Source organism: Vibrio sp. D173a (assembly GCF_030248475.1).
In genome coordinates this window covers 1-20,499 of the sequence record NZ_JAHGAH010000028.1, presented here as the reverse complement: position 1 = coordinate 20,499, position 20,499 = coordinate 1, and the positions used below count along the sequence as shown (strand labels likewise).

21 protein-coding genes are annotated in these 20,499 nt (G+C 46.6%); 9 read left to right on the top strand and 12 right to left on the bottom strand.

Features of this window, described 5'->3' with window-relative positions:
- Positions 1–333: 333 nt before the first annotated feature.
- Positions 334–897: a VC2662 family protein gene (locus KIV40_RS03995; RefSeq protein WP_005425048.1), complete on the top strand. Its 564-nt coding sequence runs from the start codon at positions 334–336 to the stop codon at positions 895–897.
- Between the two features lie 96 nt (positions 898–993).
- On the opposite strand, the gene KIV40_RS03990 is transcribed toward KIV40_RS03995, so the two are convergent.
- Positions 994–1,491 carry an MgtC/SapB family protein gene (locus KIV40_RS03990; RefSeq protein ID WP_005425045.1) on the bottom strand — a complete coding sequence of 166 codons (498 nt, stop codon included), beginning with the start codon at positions 1,489–1,491 and terminating at the stop codon, positions 994–996.
- Positions 1,492–1,585: 94 nt separating this feature from the next.
- Positions 1,586–2,608, bottom strand: coding sequence for an EF-P beta-lysylation protein EpmB (gene epmB / locus KIV40_RS03985; protein WP_134978003.1), 1,023 nt, complete (start codon positions 2,606–2,608; stop codon positions 1,586–1,588).
- 32 nt (positions 2,609–2,640) lie between these two features.
- On the opposite strand from epmB, the gene efp reads away from it, so the two are divergent.
- The 3 genes from efp to KIV40_RS03970 all read left to right on the top strand — a co-directional run bounded on the left by efp (position 2,641) and on the right by KIV40_RS03970 (position 5,809).
- Positions 2,641–3,207, top strand: coding sequence for an elongation factor P (efp, locus tag KIV40_RS03980; protein ID WP_005425036.1), 567 nt, complete (start codon positions 2,641–2,643; stop codon positions 3,205–3,207).
- 271 nt (positions 3,208–3,478) lie between these two features.
- Positions 3,479–4,882, top strand: a complete 1,404-nt coding sequence (locus KIV40_RS03975; RefSeq protein ID WP_005425046.1) for an SPFH domain-containing protein — start codon at positions 3,479–3,481, stop codon at positions 4,880–4,882.
- 243 nt (positions 4,883–5,125) lie between these two features.
- The gene (locus tag KIV40_RS03970; protein ID WP_012126496.1) at positions 5,126–5,809 is read left to right on the top strand and encodes a nitroreductase family protein; all 684 of its coding nucleotides are present in this window, start codon (positions 5,126–5,128) and stop codon (positions 5,807–5,809) included.
- 91 nt (positions 5,810–5,900) lie between these two features.
- Here KIV40_RS03970 and frdD read toward each other — a convergent pair whose 3' ends face one another.
- Genes frdD through frdA form a run of 4 tightly spaced genes read right to left on the bottom strand, consistent with a single transcriptional unit; the run spans position 5,901 to position 9,258 of the window.
- Positions 5,901–6,278, bottom strand: a complete 378-nt coding sequence (frdD, locus tag KIV40_RS03965) for a fumarate reductase subunit FrdD (RefSeq protein ID WP_285347998.1) — start codon at positions 6,276–6,278, stop codon at positions 5,901–5,903.
- A gap of 12 nt (positions 6,279–6,290) precedes the next feature.
- Positions 6,291–6,677, bottom strand: coding sequence for a fumarate reductase subunit FrdC (frdC, locus tag KIV40_RS03960; protein ID WP_285347997.1), 387 nt, complete (start codon positions 6,675–6,677; stop codon positions 6,291–6,293).
- Between the two features lie 2 nt (positions 6,678–6,679).
- On the bottom strand, positions 6,680–7,438 hold the full coding sequence (locus KIV40_RS03955; RefSeq protein ID WP_285347996.1) for a succinate dehydrogenase/fumarate reductase iron-sulfur subunit: 759 nt from the start codon (positions 7,436–7,438) through the stop codon (positions 6,680–6,682).
- Positions 7,438–9,258: a fumarate reductase (quinol) flavoprotein subunit gene (gene frdA / locus KIV40_RS03950; protein WP_285347995.1), complete on the bottom strand. Its 1,821-nt coding sequence runs from the start codon at positions 9,256–9,258 to the stop codon at positions 7,438–7,440. The genes KIV40_RS03955 and frdA overlap by 1 nt, the downstream gene beginning before the upstream one ends.
- Positions 9,259–9,707: 449 nt before the next feature.
- Here frdA and epmA point away from each other — a divergent pair, with 449 nt between their 5' ends.
- The 4 genes from epmA to KIV40_RS03930 all read left to right on the top strand — a co-directional run bounded on the left by epmA (position 9,708) and on the right by KIV40_RS03930 (position 12,815).
- On the top strand, positions 9,708–10,679 hold the full coding sequence (epmA, locus tag KIV40_RS03945; protein ID WP_285347994.1) for an elongation factor P--(R)-beta-lysine ligase: 972 nt from the start codon (positions 9,708–9,710) through the stop codon (positions 10,677–10,679).
- Between the two features lie 9 nt (positions 10,680–10,688).
- Positions 10,689–11,015: a VanZ family protein gene (locus KIV40_RS03940; RefSeq protein ID WP_134978001.1), complete on the top strand. Its 327-nt coding sequence runs from the start codon at positions 10,689–10,691 to the stop codon at positions 11,013–11,015.
- Positions 11,016–11,036: 21 nt separating this feature from the next.
- Entirely contained in the window at positions 11,037–11,672 is a 636-nt protein-coding gene (locus KIV40_RS03935; protein ID WP_285347993.1) for a TetR/AcrR family transcriptional regulator, read from the top strand.
- A gap of 186 nt (positions 11,673–11,858) precedes the next feature.
- Positions 11,859–12,815: a DHH family phosphoesterase gene (locus KIV40_RS03930; RefSeq protein WP_285347992.1), complete on the top strand. Its 957-nt coding sequence runs from the start codon at positions 11,859–11,861 to the stop codon at positions 12,813–12,815.
- A gap of 97 nt (positions 12,816–12,912) precedes the next feature.
- Here the strand turns inward: KIV40_RS03930 and KIV40_RS03925 are convergent, their stop codons facing one another.
- The 5 genes from KIV40_RS03925 to KIV40_RS03905 form a co-directional block, all read right to left on the bottom strand.
- On the bottom strand, positions 12,913–14,061 hold the full coding sequence (locus tag KIV40_RS03925) for a murein hydrolase activator EnvC (RefSeq protein WP_285347991.1): 1,149 nt from the start codon (positions 14,059–14,061) through the stop codon (positions 12,913–12,915).
- A 26-nt stretch (positions 14,062–14,087) separates the two neighbouring features.
- Entirely contained in the window at positions 14,088–14,909 is an 822-nt protein-coding gene (gene cysE / locus KIV40_RS03920) for a serine O-acetyltransferase (RefSeq protein ID WP_005425016.1), read from the bottom strand.
- Between the two features lie 78 nt (positions 14,910–14,987).
- Positions 14,988–16,025 carry an NAD(P)H-dependent glycerol-3-phosphate dehydrogenase gene (gene gpsA / locus KIV40_RS03915; protein ID WP_134978000.1) on the bottom strand — a complete coding sequence of 346 codons (1,038 nt, stop codon included), beginning with the start codon at positions 16,023–16,025 and terminating at the stop codon, positions 14,988–14,990.
- A gap of 205 nt (positions 16,026–16,230) precedes the next feature.
- Positions 16,231–16,692 carry a protein-export chaperone SecB gene (gene secB / locus KIV40_RS03910; RefSeq protein WP_285347990.1) on the bottom strand — a complete coding sequence of 154 codons (462 nt, stop codon included), beginning with the start codon at positions 16,690–16,692 and terminating at the stop codon, positions 16,231–16,233.
- A 201-nt stretch (positions 16,693–16,893) separates the two neighbouring features.
- A complete protein-coding gene (locus KIV40_RS03905) occupies positions 16,894–17,328 on the bottom strand; it encodes a rhodanese-like domain-containing protein (protein WP_005425033.1) in 435 nt (144 codons plus the stop codon).
- A 487-nt stretch (positions 17,329–17,815) separates the two neighbouring features.
- Between KIV40_RS03905 and gpmM the strand changes: the two genes are divergently transcribed.
- Positions 17,816–19,348 (top strand): 2,3-bisphosphoglycerate-independent phosphoglycerate mutase, encoded by a 1,533-nt coding sequence (gene gpmM / locus KIV40_RS03900; protein ID WP_228176091.1) that lies wholly within the window; start codon positions 17,816–17,818, stop codon positions 19,346–19,348.
- A gap of 138 nt (positions 19,349–19,486) precedes the next feature.
- Here gpmM and KIV40_RS03895 read toward each other — a convergent pair whose 3' ends face one another.
- On the bottom strand, positions 19,487–20,374 hold the full coding sequence (locus KIV40_RS03895; protein WP_285347989.1) for a DMT family transporter: 888 nt from the start codon (positions 20,372–20,374) through the stop codon (positions 19,487–19,489).
- Positions 20,375–20,499 lie beyond the last annotated feature (125 nt).

The following is a 20,499-nucleotide window of genomic DNA, read 5'->3' as shown; positions in this document are numbered from 1 at the left end:
AGGCCTCCTCCTACTCGATTCTGTTACTTTGGTACTGTACCTTCAGTGCGTAAATTTGTAGGTCTATTCTTACTTTTCCTTTTTAATCTGATAGTTAGCGAGTAATTATTACGCTTAATCTTTATCAGGTTAATTGGTTTAAAAATACGCAATTGTGTGGCTATTGTGCGCAAATGGTCAGGGAAAAAGCAGAAAAATAAGTTTGGTGAATTAATTGCTTTATTCTTCAAGTGGTTAAATATGACTTCCAGCTAACATTTATCGAGATAAAGTGGAGCAAAATCTGTACATTACACTATGTTGTAAATAAACAATCCCCCAATGGAGATGAAAATGAAAAAGCTAATGACGTCACTGGCTGTTGCAGCCGCTATTGCTTCACCTGTTGCCCTTGCTGACAGCACGCCAGTTATGTTCTCGACTATCGATAATACTAACGCACCTTCTAACTCTTCTGTTGGTGGTGTTCGTCTTGCGGTTCTTCACGGTCAAGTGAACGAAGTGAAAGGTGTCGACTTCTCTCTACTAGGTATGTCTGAAACAGACCGCACAACGGGTGTTAATTTCGGCCTTTTCTTTGGTGCGTCTAAAGTAAACCAAGAAATGAAAGGTGTTTCTCTAGGTCTATTCAACTGGAACCAAGGCCAAACTACGGGTCTTAACCTAGGTGCGGTAAACGTGACTAACAACGTTGAAGGTCTAAACTGGAGTGCTGTGAACTACTCTGAAGGTTACACAATGGCAGACATCGGTCTGGCAAGTATCTCTAAAAAATCTAACTTCCAGCTAGGTTTCTTCAACATGACAGACCAAATCGACGGCGTTCAAATTGGTCTTCTAAACTGTGCGGACAACGGCTTCTTCAAGTGTTTCCCAATCGTGAACTTCGCTAAATAATCAGCGAGCTTCGCCAAAAGTTAAGTCACCTTCCTAACTTAACGCCAGATACAAAAAGACCCCAGCATGATGTTGGGGTCTTTTTTATTGAGCTGTCTATTTGATTAAACGCGTTGATGTTTTTCGTTGCTGCATTTTCTGGTGCACACCACGACGTAGCGCTTTGACCCGATTTTCGGCTCGGTCCACGCCGAGCAAAACGGTCAGTGCCAATACGGTAATGATGATCGACTGCGATAAATAACCCAAACCAATCATCAAGCCCAATCCTGCCAATACCCAAATCACGGCTGCAGAAGTTACGCCATGGATTTTGCCGTCTTGAGTCATCATCACACCGGCACCTAAGAAGCCAACGCCCGTGATGATCTGACCCAACACGCGAGCTTGGTCGAGTGTATTTGGCGAGAGTGACACTGCCATCGACATAAACAAGTAAGTGCCTGAGATAACGAGAATTGCGGTACGAATACCAACGGGCTTACCTCGTGTCTGGCGTTCTATACCGATCATCAAACCATTAATAGCACAGCAAAGTAGTGCCGCCCAACTGAATGGGCCAAGATCGAAATAGTGTTCAAAAGTTGCTTGCATCTTAACCTCCAAATTTGCGGAGTATGCATAGATAAGACCGTTCGATCGAACAAAAGCTTTTGCTCGTAACGATAACTTTTATACGGCTAGCAACTTACTCTAGATGCAGATCCAGAGGCGTTTTACTTGGACGACCGCCAATTTCACGGGTTAGTTTAGGCACTAGGTAACCGGAAACTCGCGTGATCACACCGCGCATGATTGTTTTGGCTTCTTCATCGGAAACAAAGTAGTGCGCCGCACCTTGGACTTTATCTAATACGTGCAAGTAGTAAGGCAAAATGCCCGCATCAAACAAGGCTTCGTTTAATGCAACTTGTGCTTCAATGCTGTTGTTGACGTCTTTCAGCAAGACGGCTTGGTTTAGCAAGGTCACTCCGGCTTGCTTAAGTTTCGCCATTTGAGCGGCAAATTCAGCGTTGATTTCGTTAGCGTGGTTGATGTGCGTCACCAACACGATTTGCAGACGAGAAGCGCGAAGTAGTTGGCATAGCTCATCAGTGATACGAGCAGGAATCACCACTGGCAAGCGGCTGTGAATACGCAGGCGTTTGATGTGTGGGATTTGTGCGATGTGCTCCAATAACCAGTGGATCTCATCGTCTTTTGCCATCAAAGGATCGCCACCAGAGAAGATCACTTCGTTCAGCTCTGGTTGCTGCGCCATATACTCTAAGCACTTTTTCCATGCTTGCTTGCCGCTTTTATTCTCTTGATAAGGGAAGTGACGACGGAAGCAGTAACGGCAATTCACCGCGCAGCCACCTTTCACGATCATCAAGGCGCGATTGCGGTATTTGTGCAGTAATCCAGGCAGCTCGTTGCCTTGCTCTTCTAAAGGATCATTGGAATAGCCTTCATGGACCTCAAACTCTTCGCTCAAAGGTAAAACTTGGCGCAAAAGTGGATCGTAAGGATTGCCTTTTTCCATCCTATCGACAAAACTTTGCGGTACACGCTGTGCAAACAGCTTGCGTGCAGCAAACCCGTCTTGCCATGGCGATGGATCTATTTCCAACATTTCCAGCAATTTTGCAGGATCAGAGATCCCATTCGCTAACTGTTTGAGCCAGTTTTGCTCAACAGATTCGACTTTTCGGGTTATTATGTGCGGCATTGAATTTAGCTCTAAGAATGTAAGAGGAAAAAATGGCTACAGTTAGCACCAATGAATTTAAAGGCGGCCTTAAGTTAATGCTTGATAACGAGCCTTGTGTAATTCTGGAAAACGAATACGTTAAACCAGGTAAAGGCCAAGCGTTCAACCGCGTTAAAATTCGTAAACTTCTTTCTGGTAAAGTGCTAGAGAAAACATTCAAGTCTGGTGACACTTGTGAAGTGGCAGACGTAATGGATATCGACCTAGATTATCTATATTCAGACGGCGAATTCTACCACTTTATGAACAACGAAACTTTCGAGCAGATCGCTGCAGACGCGAAAGCAGTTGGCGACAACGCTAAGTGGTTGGTAGAAAACAACACTTGTATGATCACGCTTTGGAACGGTAACCCAATTACTGTGACTCCACCAAACTTCGTTGAGCTAGAAGTTACAGATACAGATCCAGGCCTGAAAGGTGATACTCAAGGTACTGGTGGTAAACCAGCGACGCTATCAACTGGCGCTGTTGTACGTGTTCCACTATTCATCGCAATCGGTGAAGTGATCAAAGTTGATACTCGTACTGCTGAATACGTAGGTCGTGTGAAGTAATTCACCCAAACGTACTCGATGAAAAAGGTCGCTTCGGCGGCCTTTTTTATTACCTGACATTCTCCTCGCCCTCATCCCTACTGTCAAAAATCGATATCTGCCGCAAATTCTTGGTGATTTTGTATTATTCGTAAAAATCTCATTAATTCCATGAATCTTTCGATTATTTCTTAATGTAACAGTTTGATACATTAGTCCTCGTTGTCAGAGAGTTGCATAGCAATTTGATTTTTATCGATTTAACTCAATGACAATCCAAAAGGAGAACAAAATGGAAAGCAGAGGCTTAGGACGAGGTTTAAAAGTGGAAGAGAGACGTCAGTTACTACATAAAGGATTGAAAGCAGCCGTATTTGGTATCCCGCTGCTGGCAATCGGCTTAACGATTAATAGCTCAGTGCTGATGACCGATGCGGGTTACAGCTATGTGCATCAGAACAACATCACCGGTGAATTGGACGTATTCACAGAACCGGGCATTCATTTTCGTATGCCGTTTTTGTCCAAGATCACCAAGTATGACCAAGTGATCACCGTGTCATTTGGTAATAGCAAGGGCGAGGATTTTTATCAACGTCTTGATGCGGTGCAGGTTCGCTTTGCTGATACCTACATTGGTCAGATCCCAGTGACATTCCGCTTTAAGCTCAGCAATGATCCTGAAGCGGTTAAGAAGATGCACAAAGAGTTCCGTAACAACAGCAACCTTATCGATGCACTGCTGGTGAAGAACGCGCGTAATGTGACGGTGATTACCGCAACTCAGTACACGGGTGAAGAGTTCTTCCAAGGTGGCTTGAACCAGTTCAAATCCAAATTGGGTGACCAACTGCGTGAAGGTATTTATCTGACTGAACGTCGTCAGGTCGAAGTGGAAGAGCTAGACCTTGCTCCGGTGGGTGCGAATCAGTCGAACGCGAACCAACTGCAACGTACTAACCAATTGGTGTGGAAAACGGTTCCGGTTGTGGATGGAACGGGGCAACCAATCCGACAGGATAACCCGCTACAGCAATACGGTATTCAAGTGACGCAGGTGACCATCGGTGACCCGCAGCCAGAGAAGCAGCTTGATCAGTTGTTGGCAGATAAGAAGCGTCTAGTTGCTGACCGTATCCGTGCGATTCAGGAGCAAGAGACGTCGAAAGCACAAGCAGAGACTGAGCAGCTACGTAAAGAGATTCAACGTACCCGTGAAGTACAAGATGCTCAGCGCAGTAAAGAGCTCGCGATCATCGCACAGCAAAAAGAAGTCGAAGTTGCGCGTCAAATTGCGGAGCGTGAAATCGTCGAAGTAGAGAAAACTAAGCGACTGGCTGAGGTGGAAAAAGAGAAAGAGCTAGCGGTAGCGGAAGCGAACCTAGCGATTCAAAAAGCCAATGCTTTGTCTGCGGAGTTTGAAGCAAAAGCGATTCTTGAAAAAGGCCGCGCAGAAGCGGAAGTCTTGAAAGCGAAGTACGCAGCTCTAGGTGCAAACCGAGAAGTGTACTTGGCAGAGTTGAACCGAGATGTGGCGAACTCGCTGTATAACAACCTGCAAAACTTCCAAGTGCAGATGCCACAAAACTACATCGGTGGTGGTGAAGAAACAGGTCTTAAAACCAACCTTGATGTCATTACTGGCTTTGGCGCATTGGGCTTAATGGACCAAACCAAGAAGGTCACACAGCAATAAGATCATGGGTGGTCAAAAGCTAAAAAAGCAAAAAGATCATGGGTGACCAAAAACTCTTACAACTGTACAAATCAGAGTAATGCAGAGGCTGATACGTGTTATCGGCCTCTCTTTTTTGTTGGTTATCTATTGCTGAATATTTGCGCTTTATCTCAATATCACATTGATTTTAAGAAGATAAAAAGGCGAGGGTGAAATTTGTGGCTATAGTAAATCGACACCCAACAAGCGCAAGGAAGCACTATGTCGAATCAAGAACAACATCACCCACTCAATGATTTTGTTGAATACCCACCACAAGAAATGGCAGCAAGAGCTGTACATAATCTTGAGCAACTTCAACGCCGTCATTCCATTCGCAGCTTCTCTGATCGTCCAGTGGCGAAAGAAGTGATTGAGCATTGCATTCGAGCGGCAGGTACAGCTCCGAGTGGGGCAAACCATCAGCCTTGGCATTTTGTTGCGATTAACTGTGCGGAAGTCAAAGGGCAGATCCGCCAAGCCGCTGAAGAACTAGAGCGTTCTTTCTATGAAGGGAGAGCAGGGCAAGAATGGTTAGATGCACTGAAGCCACTCGGTACCAATGCCAGTAAGCCTTATCTAGAAAAAGCACCGTGGTTGATTGCGGTGTTTTCGCAGAAGAAGGGCGGCATGAGTAACGATGGGGAACAAACTAACTATTACGTGCACGAGTCAGTCGGGATTGCCACAGGCTTTTTACTTCAAGCACTGCACAATGCAGGTTTGGGTACGTTGACACACACGCCAAAGCCGATGAGTTTCTTGAGTAAGATTTGTGGGCGAGACAACGATGTCGATCGTCCATATATGCTGATTGTGACTGGTTATCCGGAAGAAGATGCAACCATTCCAGAACATGCAATACACAAAAAATCACTGGATGAAATCGCGACCTTTATTGAATAGTGTCTAAAACGAATAGCGCTGACGATAAATACAAATAACAGGCAATAAAAAGCTGGCGATGTGCCAGCTTTTTTCATTTTCCATCAGCGTCTTAAATCATGAAGATAAAGACAACCGCCAGTGCAGAGATAAGACCTGCAAACGCGTAACATGCGATCTTACCTACCACACCTGTGTTGAATTTAAGGTCGTGCATGCCGTGGTGTACACGGTGCATTGCATGCCACATTGGCAACGCTAGCGTACCGATGATGAACAGTGCGCCAATGATGCTAGTTGCGAATTCAGACACGCGCTCGTAGCTCATTGCTTCTGCATCAATCACACCTAGTGGAACTAGGATGCCGAGTACGAGTACCGTGATTGGCGTGATCATTGCGAACCAAGTACCTCCGGCACCAAATAGACCCCACCAGATTGGCTCATCAGAACGTTTCGGTGCTGTATTAACACTATAATTCGGTTTCATTACTCAAGCTCCTTACATCACGATGAGAACGATCAGTGAGATGAACGCAACTGCTGCCCACTGAGTCAGAACGATGATTTTCTTATCCACTGGTGGTTTGCCTTTCAGACGAATCGGCATAACTTGTGGCATCATGCTGAAGAAAGTTTGTGCGTGGAATAGGCTACCTAGTAGTGCAACGATGTTGATCGCTACCACGATAGGGTTTGCCATGAACTCCAACCAACCTTGCCAAGCTTCTGGGCCTTTCACTAGTGAACCTAGACCGAAAGTCAGGAAGATAGTGAACAGGATCAGAGGGAGCACAGTTGCTTCACGTAGCATGTAGAAGCGGTAGAAAGGATGGTTCTTCCACCAAGTGCGTTTTACTTCACGAACGTAAGGTTTACGGTTGCTCATCCTTATGCCTCCACTTTTTTCGGTGAACCATCAGGTTTCAACATAGCAATTACGAAGTCCATAGAAGACTCTACTTTGCCTTGGTTTACTGCCGCTGCAGGATCTACGTTCTTCGGACAAACTTCAGAACAGTAACCTACGAACGTACAACCCCAAGCGCCGTTTTCAGCGTTGATCAGCTTCATGCGCTCATCTTTACCGTTGTCACGGCTGTCTAGGTTGTAACGGTGTGCCAGAGTTAGAGCAGCAGGACCGATGAACTCAGGGTTCAAACCAAACTGAGGACATGCTGCGTAGCACAGACCACAGTTGATACAGCCAGCGAACTGCTTGTATTTCGCCATTTGCTCAGGCGTTTGCAGGTTTGTGCCGTCTTCTGGTTTGCGGTCGTTACCAATGATGTAAGGTTTGATAGCTTCTAGGCGCTCGATGAACGGCGTCATATCAACGATCAAGTCTTTCTCGATTGGGAAGTTTGCTAGTGGCTCGATAGTCACGCCATTCGGGTAATCACGTAGGAAGCTTTTACAAGCTAGCTTAGGCACGTTGTTTACCATGATGCCGCAAGAACCACAGATCGCCATGCGACAAGACCAGCGGTAAGACAGATCTTTATCTAGGTGATCTTTGATGTAGCCAAGCGCATCAAGCACAGACATGGTTTCATCAAATGGAACTTCGAATGTTTGCGTGTATGGTTCCGCGTCCTTCTCAGGGTCGTAACGCAGAATGTCTACTTTTTGAATGCGGTTTGATGACATTATGCTTGCTCCTCTGCCTTCTTCGTTTCTGCTTCAGCGGCTTTTTCTGCTGCTGCTGCTTTCTCTGCTGCTTCACCGTATAGACGGGCTTTAGGCTGAGATTTAGTGATCTTCACGTTGCTGTAGTCGATGTTTGGTGCAGCATCTTCTTGGAAGAAAGCGAGTGAGTGTTTTAGGAAGTTCTCGTCATCACGTTCAGTGCAACCGTCGTCTAGACGTTGGTGGGCACCACGAGATTCTTTACGTAGGATTGCAGAATGAACCATCGCTTCTGCGACTTCTAGGCCGTAACCCACTTCGATAGCGTATAGAAGGTCAGTGTTGAACACTTTACCTTTGTCTTTGATGCTGATTTTCTTGTAACGAGCTTTCAGCTCAGTGATCTTTTCAATCGTTGCTTGCATCAAATCTTCTTGGCGGTAGATACCACAACCTGCTTCCATGGTGTGACCCATTTCAGTACGAATATCTGCCCAGTTTTCATCACCTTCTTGGTTCATTAGAGCAGCAATGCGATCTTCAACTGCTTTCACCTGAGTCGCGATAGACTCTTCGTTCCAGCCTTTGAATTCTGCCGCGCGTTTCACCGCTTGTTCACCTGCAACGCGACCGAATACTACGAACTCAGCCAGTGAGTTAGAACCTAGACGGTTTGCACCGTGAAGACCAACAGACGCACATTCGCCAACCGCGAATAGACCTTTAATACGAGTTTCACATTCGCCGTTAGTCTCAATACCACCCATGGTGTAGTGAACCGTTGGACGAATTGGAATTGGCTCTTTTGCTGGGTCAACGTTCACGTAAGCTTTCGCTAGCTCACAAATGAACGGTAGACGCTCTTGTAGATACTCTTCACCTAGGTGGCGAAGGTCTAGATGCACCACATCACCAAGAGGGTGTTTAATGGTGTTGCCTTTCTGTTGTTCGTGCCAGAAAGCTTGAGAAACTTTGTCACGAGGACCCAGTTCCATGTATTTGTTCTTAGGTTGACCCACTGGAGTCTCAGGACCCATGCCGTAGTCTTGTAGGTAACGGTAGCCGTCTTTGTTGACGATGATACCGCCTTCACCACGACAACCTTCAGTCATCAGGATACCTGTGCCAGGAAGACCTGTTGGGTGGTACTGAACGAATTCCATATCACGTAGAGGAACGCCGTGACGGTAAGCCATCGCCATGCCGTCGCCCGTTACGATACCGCCGTTGGTGTTACAGTGGTAAACGCGACCTGCGCCACCTGTTGCTAGTACAACAGACTTCGCTTTAATCGTAACCAACTCACCTTCAGACATGTGGATTGCAATCAGACCTTGTACTTCACCTTCATCAACAAGCAAGTCGACAACAAAGTACTCATCAAAGCGCTTGATGTTGTCGTACTTCATCGACGTCTGGAATAGCGTGTGAAGCATGTGGAAGCCAGTTTTATCTGCAGCGAACCAAGTACGTTCAACCTTCATACCACCAAAGCGGCGTACGTTGACTTCACCGTTCTCTTTACGACTCCATGGGCAACCCCATTGCTCCATTTGGATCATTTCGCGAGTCGCGTTCTCTACAAAGTATTCAACAACGTCCTGTTCACATAGCCAGTCACCACCGCCAACAGTGTCGTTGAAGTGGTTGTCTAAGCTATCTTCATCCTTGATAACTGCTGCTGAGCCACCTTCTGCAGCAACCGTGTGGGAGCGCATTGGGTAAACTTTAGAAATAAGTGCTACTTCTAAGTCCGGGTTTGCTTCAGCCGCTGCAATAGTAGTACGAAGACCAGCGCCGCCTGCGCCGATGACTGCGATATCTGTGGTGATAATTTGCACAGTTATCCTCCAGTGTGTGATTGCGGAAATCCGCTTGTTATTGTGAGTGTGAGGGAAGGGTTTTAGGGCAATCCCTCAAAAGTAGTAGGGTTAGTGTAGGGGAGCCTTATGGCAGAAAAATTGATGTATTTGGGTTTTTTCTCCGGTAATGCACACAAGAGCATAGAAATTCTAGGTTATGTGACTGCTATCACGGCACGAAACGGTTGAGGCATAAACGTAAACTCGGTCAATGTTACATAGGTGTTGCGCGACATTACCCTCATTGATAATAGGATTAATTGTGAGTGTTTTTTGTACTGTGGAACGTGAAATGCTTGCTTCAATTTTAATCGAGTTTTATTCGTATTTAGACGGATGAAATTAAGATGAATCCCCTATCGATGAACTAGGCAAAGCGTGCCAAAATTGCTATTTTCCTCGCTCACTAATGTATTGAGAGTCTTGTTATGCAAACGACCTGGCAACCTACCGCTTCTATGGAACAACTTCGTCAACGTGCTGCGTTGATCACCGCTATTCGTCAATTCTTTGCCGAGCGACAGGTGATGGAAGTTGACACGCCGGCCATGAGCCACGCCACGGTGACGGACATTCATTTACATACCTTCCAAACCGAGTTTGTTGGACCGGGCTATGCCGATGGCAGCAAACTGTTCTTTATGACCAGCCCTGAATTCCATATGAAGCGCTTGCTCGCAGCGGGCAGCGGCTGTATCTACCAAATCAACAAAGCGTTTCGTAACGAAGAGAATGGCCGTCATCACAACCCCGAGTTCACTATGTTGGAGTGGTACCGCATCGGTTTTGATCATCATAAGTTGATGGATGAGATGGATGACCTGCTTCAACTGGTGCTGAAGTGTGGCGCGGCAGAACGTATGACTTACCAGCAAGCTTTTATTGATGTGCTGGGCGTGTGCCCGTTAGAAGGCTCGATGCAAGACCTAAAAGTGGTCGCGGCTAAGCTGGGTCTGAGTGACATTGCCGAGCCTGAAGAGGATCGCGATACCTTGCTGCAACTACTGTTCAGCATTGGTGTCGAAGCCAAGATTGGTCAGCAAGTGCCAGCATTTGTTTATGACTTCCCAGCATCGCAGGCGGCACTGGCCAAGATCAACCCGCAAGACAACCGAGTGGCGGATCGCTTTGAGGTGTACTTCAAAGGTATTGAGTTGGCGAACGGCTTCCACGAGCTGGATAACCCGAAAGAGCAATTGGCGCGTTTTGAACAAGATAATGCTAAGCGTCTGGAAATGGGCTTGAAGCCACAGCCGATTGATTACCACTTGATCGGCGCATTAGAGGCGGGCTTACCAGATTGCGCAGGCGTGGCGCTCGGCGTTGATCGCCTGATCATGTTGGCATTGGGTTGTGACCATATCGATCAAGTGACCGCTTTCCCATTCCCTATTGCTTAAGGATTGACGATGAACCTAACCGCTGCCCGTTTAGTATTGCTTAGCTACGCGACATTAATAGCGTACTTGGACAAGATGCAGCATGCGATGGCATACAGTGGTTTTGGTTTCTTGGCAGGCTTCTGTGTCGCAAATTGGCGTCAGCGTTGGATTGTGGCACTGAGTATTCTGTTATTCAGTGCTGTGATTGAAGTTTTACAAGGTTATGTGGGGCGCCAAACGTCTTGGTACGACTTGATTGCGAACTCGATTGGCATTCTAACTGGTCTGCTATGTTACCGTATTTGGAGCCTCTATCGACCTAGGTTGGTGAAGTCGCTATACTCGATTCGATAATGAAGAGGGAATACGATAACCATGAAAACGCGCGACAAAATCGTCTATGCCGCACTGGAGCTGTTCAACCAACATGGTGAGCGCAATATCACAACCAATCACATTGCTGACCATATTGAAATTAGCCCAGGCAACCTTTACTACCACTTCCGCAATAAGCAAGAGATTGTGCGTGAGATCTTTGCGCTTTACTCTGCGGAATTGCTAGAACGCTTTACCCCAATTCAAGGTTCTCAAGAGAGCCTGACCATGCTGAAAAGCTACCTCGACTCGATCTTCACTTTTATGTGGAAGTACCGTTTTTTCTACGCGAACCTTCCAGAAATCCTTTCTCGAGACGAGCAACTGCATGATGAATACATTGATGTTCAAGAGAAGTTGCAAGCCAACCTCATTGCAATCATGCAAGAGTTTGTGTCTTTGAAGCTGTTGAGTGTTGATCAAGAGCAGCTAAAATCACTGGTTTGTACACTGCACCTTATCGCGTGTAGTTGGTTAGCTTACCAATCGGCGATGTCACCAAAGACTCAAATCACTGAGCAAATGGTGAAACAAGGCATGCTGCAAATGCTTAACGTCGTTAAGCCAGTGGCGACCGAGCAGGGTATGGAGCAATTGCTGCTGCTTGAAGAAGCGGTGAGCCGACTGCACAGCTAATACTATTTTCCCTCCTCATTAAATCTAGAAAATGAGAGTATGGCTCTACGCTTAAAGTTTAGAGCGCAGCTCTCATTTTCAGCTCCTTCCTTGAGTTGACTTGCTGTGTTCATTTCGCACAATAGGATTCATGCACCCTAAAAGCATCCGTTGGGGTATGACTCTCGATAAAGGAACTATCGTTCAATGAACTACGACATTTTTAATGGCGATGCCGACGGCATCATCGCATTGCTGCAATTGCGTTTGGCGGACCCTATTGGCGCTGAATTGGTGACGGGCGTAAAGCGCGACATCAAGCTGGTGGAAAAAGTGGAAGTGCAAGCGGGCGATGAGCTAACAGTGTTGGACATTTCAATGGAAAAGAACATGGTAGGTCTGGAGCAAGCTTTGGCTCAAGGCGCGCATGTTTTTTACGCAGATCATCATAAAGCGGGTGAGATTCCTCAACACGGGAATTTGGACGCGCACATCGACCTTGATGCCAACATGTGTACCGCTTTGATTGTCGATCAGTTGCTGGCAGGGCGATTCCATACTTGGGCGATCACTGCGGCTTATGGCGATAACTTGATTACTAAAGCCGATGCGCTGGCAGATAAAACTGGACTCAGCGCAGAGCAAAAAGCGCAGTTAAAAGAACTTGGTACACTGATTAACTACAACGGTTACGGTTCTATAGTCGATGACCTTCATTTCCACCCGGCGGATTTGTACCAAGCGTTAAAGCAATACGTTTCACCATTCGATGCGATTGCAGATAAAGCCTCACCTTACTACCAATTGCAATCGGCTTATCAGCAAGATATGGATGCGGCACTCGCCGTCCCTGCGACTCATGAAAGCGCTAAGCTTAAGTTGTTTGAGCTGCCAAACAATGCGGCATCACGTCGAATAAGTGGCGTTTATGGCAACTGGCTTGCAAACCAAAATCCAGACTCTGCACATGCGGTGTTAACGGAAAATGCCGATGGTACTTACACCGTTTCTCTTCGTGCCCCGCTGAATAACAAGCAAGGTGCCGTGGCGGTGTGTGGGCAGTTTCCAACGGGCGGTGGTCGAGAAGCTGCCGCGGGCATCAATGCACTAAGCAAAGACGATGTCAGTGCTTTCATTGACGCAGTAGAGACTTACTACGCCTAGCATTATTCTGAATATGAATACAATAAAGGAGCCGAGTGGCTCCTTTATTTTTGGGTTTCGTTATGGCACTGCTTAGCGCCGCGATGATAAATGGCTGCTATAAACGCTTTAACCAAGATTTCGGGTTCTGCGCTTCACTGTTACGGCGAATCTCGAAGTAGAGTGAGGCACGGTCTTGACCTCCGGTATCACCCGCTAGGGCAATCACTTCACCCGCAGTCACCTTATCGCCTTCTTTCTTAGTTAACGCTTGGTTGTAGCCGTAAAGTGTCATGTCGCCTTTGCCGTGGTCGAGCAGTACCACTAAGCCATAGCCACGTAAGTATTCGGCGAAAACGACAGTGCCTGGGTAAACGGCTTTAACTTGTTGACCGTAGCTGGCGGACAGCACCATTCCTTTCCAGTTAACTTGACCGGTTTGTTTGGTGCCGAAGTTATGCAGCACGCGGCCTTTCAGTGGCCATGGCAGTTTGCCGCGCTGTTTCGCGATACCATCCATTGGTACAGCATTGCGTTTCGCGGCTTTGGCAATCTCTGCTTTTAGACGGGTTTCGTTGCGTTGTAATTCGGCTAGGTAACGCTTGTCGTCTTTAATGCTCTTTTGAATCTTGTTCAGCGTACCTTTACGTTGCGACTGTGTGCTTGCCAAAGATGAGCGCTTTTCCGATTGCTGCTTAAGCAAGGTTTCAATTTGTGCTTTCTCTAGCTCAAGCTGATTCTTGTTGTGTGCCAACTCTTGGGTCGTTTGGGTGATCGCATCAATGACTTTTGCTCGCGCTTTAGCGAGGTGCTGGAAGTACTGGCTGATGCGGTCTTCCTCTACGCCTTCATTAAGAAGGTGCCCATTGGCCTTGGCTCGCTCGGTCACATAGTAGGTTTGCAGCAACTGCTTCAGCTCTTCTTCTTGCGCCAGACGCTGAGCTTCTTGCAGAGCAATCTTCTCTTCCAACTTATTGATGTTTTGATCGGCTTGCGCCAAGCCGGTTTTGGTCTGTTTGATCTCGCGTTCTAATTTAGAGATACCAAGCTCTTGGTTTTTCAGCGACTTTTGCAGATCGTTAAGTTGCTTTTCTTGAGAAGTCAGCGATTTTTTCTGGCGATTGATTTCGCTAGATACGCCTTTGAGCTCTTGTTGGCTGGCAGCAGAAGAGGTGAGGGGATATGTGGCAGATAAAGCACAAGTTAATAAAATAGCCGAGCGTAGCACTGGGTGATTTTGTTTTCGCACTTGAGAGTTACCTACCACATTATTGTCAAAGGATCAGATGACGATTAAATACCATCCCCGTGGATAAAGCTTTGCGATTTGCCATTAAAGCCTTGATCCATATCGAGAGAAGGTTTGTCCGTTTTCGGACGACCAACAATTTTTGCAGGCACACCAGCCACGGTTGTGTGTGGCGGCACTGCTTGCAATACCACGGAGCAGGAGCCAATTTTGGCGCCTTCGCCCACTTCTATATTGCCAAGAATCTTTGCACCTGCGCCGATCATTACGCCTTCGCGAATTTTCGGGTGACGGTCACCGCATTCTTTACCGGTACCACCTAGGGTGACATCTTGCAGAATAGACACGTCGTTTTCGACAACGGCCGTTTCACCAATCACAATGCCGGTTGCATGGTCTAGCATGATACCACTACCAATGCGCGCTGCAGGGTGAATATCAACCTGACATGCAACAGAAATCTGGTTTTGTAGGTAAGTTGCAAGAGCGTGACGACCTTGCTTCCACAACCAGTTAGCCACTCGGTAGCCTTGCAGGGCATGGTAGCCCTTTAGGTACAACAACGGCATTGAGTACATTGAAACAGCTGGGTCGCGATTCACCGTGGCACAAATGTCACAAGCTGCGCCGTCCGTAATCGTTGGATCAGCGGCAAAGGCTTCTTCTACCACTTCACGTACTGCCATTGCTGGCATGGAAGCGGTGTTCAATTTGTTGGCCAGAATGTAGCTCAATGCGGCACACAAGCTGTCATGCTTGATGATGGTTGCATGATAAAAGCTCGCCAGCATCGGCTCTTGCTCTGACATTTCACGGGCTTCTGAAACGATCTTGTCCCAGACTTTTTGTTTTTCGCAGTGTTTCATTCTCAATATCCTGAGTGGTTCTTCCGTGACCCGACAACTTCTATTCTTCTCAGATGAGGTGCAAAGGGCGGTAGATTGCTACTTTCCTTCGGCTTTTTTGTCACGAGCAAGTAAATCTTGCGCTGCCAGGTGTGCATCTTTTCCTTGATACAATACTTGATAAATTTGGTCAACAATTGGCATCTCTACGCCCATGCGCTGAGAGAGCATCCAAACTTCCTTGGTGTTGCGGTAGCCTTCGACCACCTGACCGATTTCTTCTTGTGCTGTGTCGACGTCTTTACCTTGGCCTAGTGCCAAACCAAAGCGACGGTTACGCGATTGGTTATCGGTACAAGTTAAGACGAGATCGCCCAAGCCAGCCATTCCCATAAAGGTTTCAGGTTGTGCGCCTAGCGCTGCGCCAAGACGGCTCATTTCTGCCAAACCTCGTGTAATCAGCGCCGTGCGAGCATTGGCACCAAAACCAATACCATCAGACATACCCGCGCCAATTGCGATAACGTTCTTCACTGCACCACCAAGTTGCATGCCGATAAAGTCGTTGTTTGCGTAAACACGGAAGGTTTTACTGCAGTGGATTTTCTCTTGTAGGTCGGCAACAAAGTTTGCGTCTGGAGAAGCCACAGAAATTGCGGTAGGCATGCCCATAGCTAACTCTTTAGCAAATGTAGGACCGGATAAAACTGCCAACGAGTAGCTGTCACCGATGATATCGAATGCTACTTCTTTTAGTAGACGACCCGTTTCTGGCTCAAGGCCTTTGGTTGCCCAACAGATACGAGAATCTTCACGCAGGAAAGGCTTACAGCTGTTGAGGACAATACCAAAAACGTGGCTAGGAACCACAACTAACAAATCACGGCTTGCTTGAACGGCTTTTTCTAAATCCGATTCAATAATCAAGCTTTCTGGGAAATCAATATCAGGTAGGAATACGTGGTTGGCACGATCTGCTTCAAGGCGTGCCATGTGCTCTGGCTCGTGACCCCATAGGATGACGTTCGCGCCGTTACGTGCGAGGGAAATTGCCAAAGAAGTGCCGTATGAGCCAGCACCAATCACAGTCATTGCGATGTCTTTACCGTAAGCATTGTTGGTATTTGCTTGTGTCATGCTACCGCCTAATTGTCTTTCTACTAGTAGAATCTAGTCCATAATCGCTAGAGTTTACGCTCTCAAGGGGTTAGGAACTAGGAACTTTTATCAGAAATAAAAAATGCACATTGCATCGCAGAGAGGACGCTTTGTGCATTTTCTTCAGGTATATGACGTGTGCTCATTCTTTATGAAGGGCAACACGCCACTTACAAAACGTGAATTACGCTTCAGCTTCGCCTTGTTGAGCTTGCTGTTGTAGGTAGTTCATGAATAGCGCGTCGAAGTTAACTGGCGCTAGGTTCAGTTGAGGGAACGTACCTTTAACTACTAGGCTTGAGATAGTTTCACGAGCGTATGGGAATAGGATGTTCGGGCAGAATGCGCCTAGGCAATGTGCAAGTTGACCTGCTTCCATTTTCTCAGCAGTGAAGATACCACCTTGTTGAACTTCACATAGGAACGCAGTTTCTTCTTCGTTCTTAACAGTAACGGTTAGACGTAGAACAACTTCGTAAACACCTTCACCAAGCTCACGGCTTTGAGTGTCTAGGTCTAGTTTAACGTCTGGGTTCCACTCTTTTTGGAACATTACTGGAGAGTTAGGCGCTTCGAAAGAAAGGTCTTTTAGAAAGATGCGTTGAATTGCAAAGTTTTGTTGTGCGTCTTGTGCTGCTTCAGCCATTTTTAAATCCTTAATAAACATTTGTTGGGTCTAGGATTCTCTAAACCCAGAAATATGGTTTGTCCTGAGACTAACTGAGCAAATCTACCTTGACTAGATGAAGCGCGTATTACGTGCAAAGCATCACAACTTAGTGCTTCAACTGCTTTCTATTTGCTCAGTTTATATAAACGAGGCTGGCAAAATTGTTTTACCGCGACCTTATTTCTTACCACGTACTAGTGGAAGGTTCGCTTCGTTCCATGCAATCAAACCGTTTTTCAGTAGGCTTACGTTTTCGAAGCCTGCTTTCGCTAGTAGGTTTGCACTTTCTTGAGCGGTTTGACCGGTTTTGCATACCACAATGATTGGGTCTGATTTGCGGTTTTCAAGGCTACCAAAGTTACCTGCTTTGATATCAGACGGCAAAATGTGAAGTGCGTCGGTGATATGACCTTGTTTGAACTCATCCTTAGAGCGGATATCCACTACAACGCCGTTTTCACGGTTCATAAGGTGAGTCAATTGGTTTACGTTAATCTCTTTGTATGCGGCTGTCGCTGATTTCACGAGGTTCATGATAAATGCGACAAGAAGACCTACCCAAACCAAAGATAGAATCATGTTCTGTTGGAAAAAATCAATGTACTCTTGCATGTCTTGAGCTCTTGCAATGTTGGCGGAAAAATAAAGCAGGAGTATAGCGGGGATAGTCGCCTTAGGCGAGAGGGTTAAAATTTTCTAACGAATAATTGAGATCTAAGCGCTTCAGGTGAGCCTCGTACGGGCTGTGCATTTCTGCAATCTTATTATCACTTCTTCCTATCAATTCAATTGGCGTAATTGACTTCACTTCTGGTCGAAAAAGCGCACAATGAATGACAACAAAAAGTTTTTCACCAAAGTATTTCGGTGGTCGTACAAAGCATCTTGAAAGTGACTATGCTTGTGGAACACGTTTGCTGACTAGGTCGGATTGCTTGCTAACTTGTAAGATAGCAACAATAAATCGCAAACATTATTTGATCTTAACCTACAGTTTTGGTTAAAAAGTGTAGTAAAATTACGCTAGTTTTGTTTCAAGGTTAGATGGAGCAGCGAAGCTCTACACCGAAAGTTACTTAAATTTGATGAGGTCATCACTATGTCTGCTAAGAAGCCATTGGCTCTAGTTATCCTTGACGGTTACGGTTACCGTGAAGACACAGCAAGTAACGCAATTGCAAATGCTAAAACACCAGTAATGGATGCACTGATTGCGAACAACCCTAACACTCTAATCTCTGCTTCAGGCATGGACGTTGGTCTACCTGATGGTCAAATGGGTAACTCAGAAGTTGGTCACACCAACATCGGTGCAGGTCGCGTTGTATACCAAGATCTAACACGTATCACTAAGTCTATCGCTGACGGTGAATTCGCTGAAACGGCAGCACTAGTAGAAGCTATCGACTCTGCAGTAAAAGCTGAGAAAGCAGTACACATCATGGGCCTAATGTCTCCAGGTGGTGTTCACTCTCACGAAGATCACATCTACGCAGCGGTTGAAATGGCAGCAGCTCGTGGCGCTGAGAAAATCTACCTACACTGCTTCCTAGACGGCCGTGACACGCCACCACGTAGTGCTGAAAACTCACTACAACGTTTCCAAGACCTATTTGCGAAACTAGGTAAAGGTCGTGTTGCTTCTCTAGTAGGTCGTTACTACGCAATGGACCGTGACAACAACTGGGATCGCGTTCAAGTTGCTTACGATCTTCTAACTCAAGCTAAAGCTGAGTTCACAGCAGAAACGGCAGTTGCAGGTCTAGAAGCGGCTTACGCTCGTGAAGAAAACGATGAGTTCGTTAAAGCAACGGCTATCAAAGCTGAAGGTCAAGAAGACGCAATCATGCAAGATGGCGATGCAGTTATCTTCATGAACTACCGTGCTGACCGTGCACGTCAAATCACTCGTGCATTCGTTCCTGCATTTGACGGCTTCGAGCGCGCTGTATTCCCAGCAATCAACTTCGTGATGCTGACTCAATACGCGGCTGATATCCCTCTAGCTATCGCATTCCCACCTGCGTCTCTAGAAAACACTTACGGTGAGTGGCTATCTAAACAAGGTCAAACTCAGCTACGTATCTCTGAAACAGAGAAATACGCACACGTAACCTTCTTCTTCAATGGTGGTATTGAGAACGAATTCGAAGGCGAAGAGCGTCAACTTGTTGCTTCTCCAAAAGTAGCAACTTACGACATGCAGCCAGAAATGAGCTCTCCAGAGCTAACAGAGAAAATGGTTGCGGCTATCAAGTCTGGTAAGTACGACACTATCATCTGTAACTACCCGAACGCAGATATGGTTGGTCACACTGGTGTTTACGAAGCGGCTGAGCAAGCTATCGAAGCACTAGACGAGAGCGTTGGTAAAGTGGTTGAAGCAATCAAAGAAGTTGGCGGTCAAATGCTAATTACTGCGGACCACGGTAATGCAGAGATGATGATCGACCCAGAAACTGGCGGTGTCCACACTGCTCACACTAACCTACCAGTACCTCTAATCTACGTAGGTGACAAAGCGGTTGAGTTCAAAGAAGGCGGTAAACTGTCTGACCTTGCACCAACAATGCTTTCTCTAGCAGGTCTAGAAATCCCTGCAGAAATGTCTGGTGAAGTGCTTGTTAAGTAATTAACTGACGATTTAGAATGATAAAAGCCCGAGCTCGACTCGGGCTTTTTTATGTCTGCGATTCTGTGTTTAGTAAGGCGGCGGTGAGTTACGAAGCTCAACAATTACTAAGGTTAACAGCCCCTCATTAAACCTGATCTAGTGCACTAAGATGCCAGTGCCTATGACCGCCAGAGCAGCGCCAAACCAAGCGAATCGATTCGGACGTTTCTTGGTGTAAACCCACAGCAATGGCAGCAACATGATCGGCGTTGTTGAAGAAAGCAGAGCCACCATCCCGACATTACCTTCACGCAGGGCATAGAGAATCAACGTCATACCCACCGCCATGGTCAAAAAGCCGTTTAATGCCGTAATGCCAAAAACTTTCCATGTGATGGTTTGAGTCGCACGAGCAACTTTGGCGCCAATTAACCAAAGTGCGCAATGTGCGACGAAAGCACTGATCATGCGAATCGCGGAAGCGGCGACTGGATCAACACTGGTTTGCATGACAGGTTTAGCGATGATGCCGCCTAGAGCCTGACACATAGCGGCAGTTAAACCGAGCCCGACGCCAATCCAAACGTTGCCTTTGATCTCTTCTAGCGCGTTGCTGGTTTGCCCGCGTCGACCATAGAAAATTGCCATCACTACACCGCTGAAGACCAAGGCTGCTCCAATCAGCTCCATACCCGTCATGCTTTCGCTAAACAGGAAGTAACCCAGAATGGCAGAGAAGACGGCATGACAAGAAAACAACAAGCCTGCTTGGCGTGGCCCCATGCGGTTCAAACAAGCGAATAACGCGGTATCGCCAATAAAGATACCAATCAAACCGGACGCCATCATCGGCGTAATGTGTTCTGCCGATACACTGAACCAGCCACCCGTTATCCACGCCATTGTGGAGAGGATCACTGCGGTACAACCCATACGCCAACGGCTATAGGCAAACGCACCAAGATGCTGAGCGGGAACAACAGAAATTAAGCTAGAAACAGCCCATAGGAAAGCGGCACACAACGCCAACCATTCATAACCCATGATTGCGAGACATCCTTGTAGAGCAGGGGAAGGGCTTTAATATGCATCAATTTATAGAGATGTAAAAGAGCATCTTATCGCTAATAAAAAAGCAGCTCGTTGAGCTAATGCCAGTCAGTTAAGCT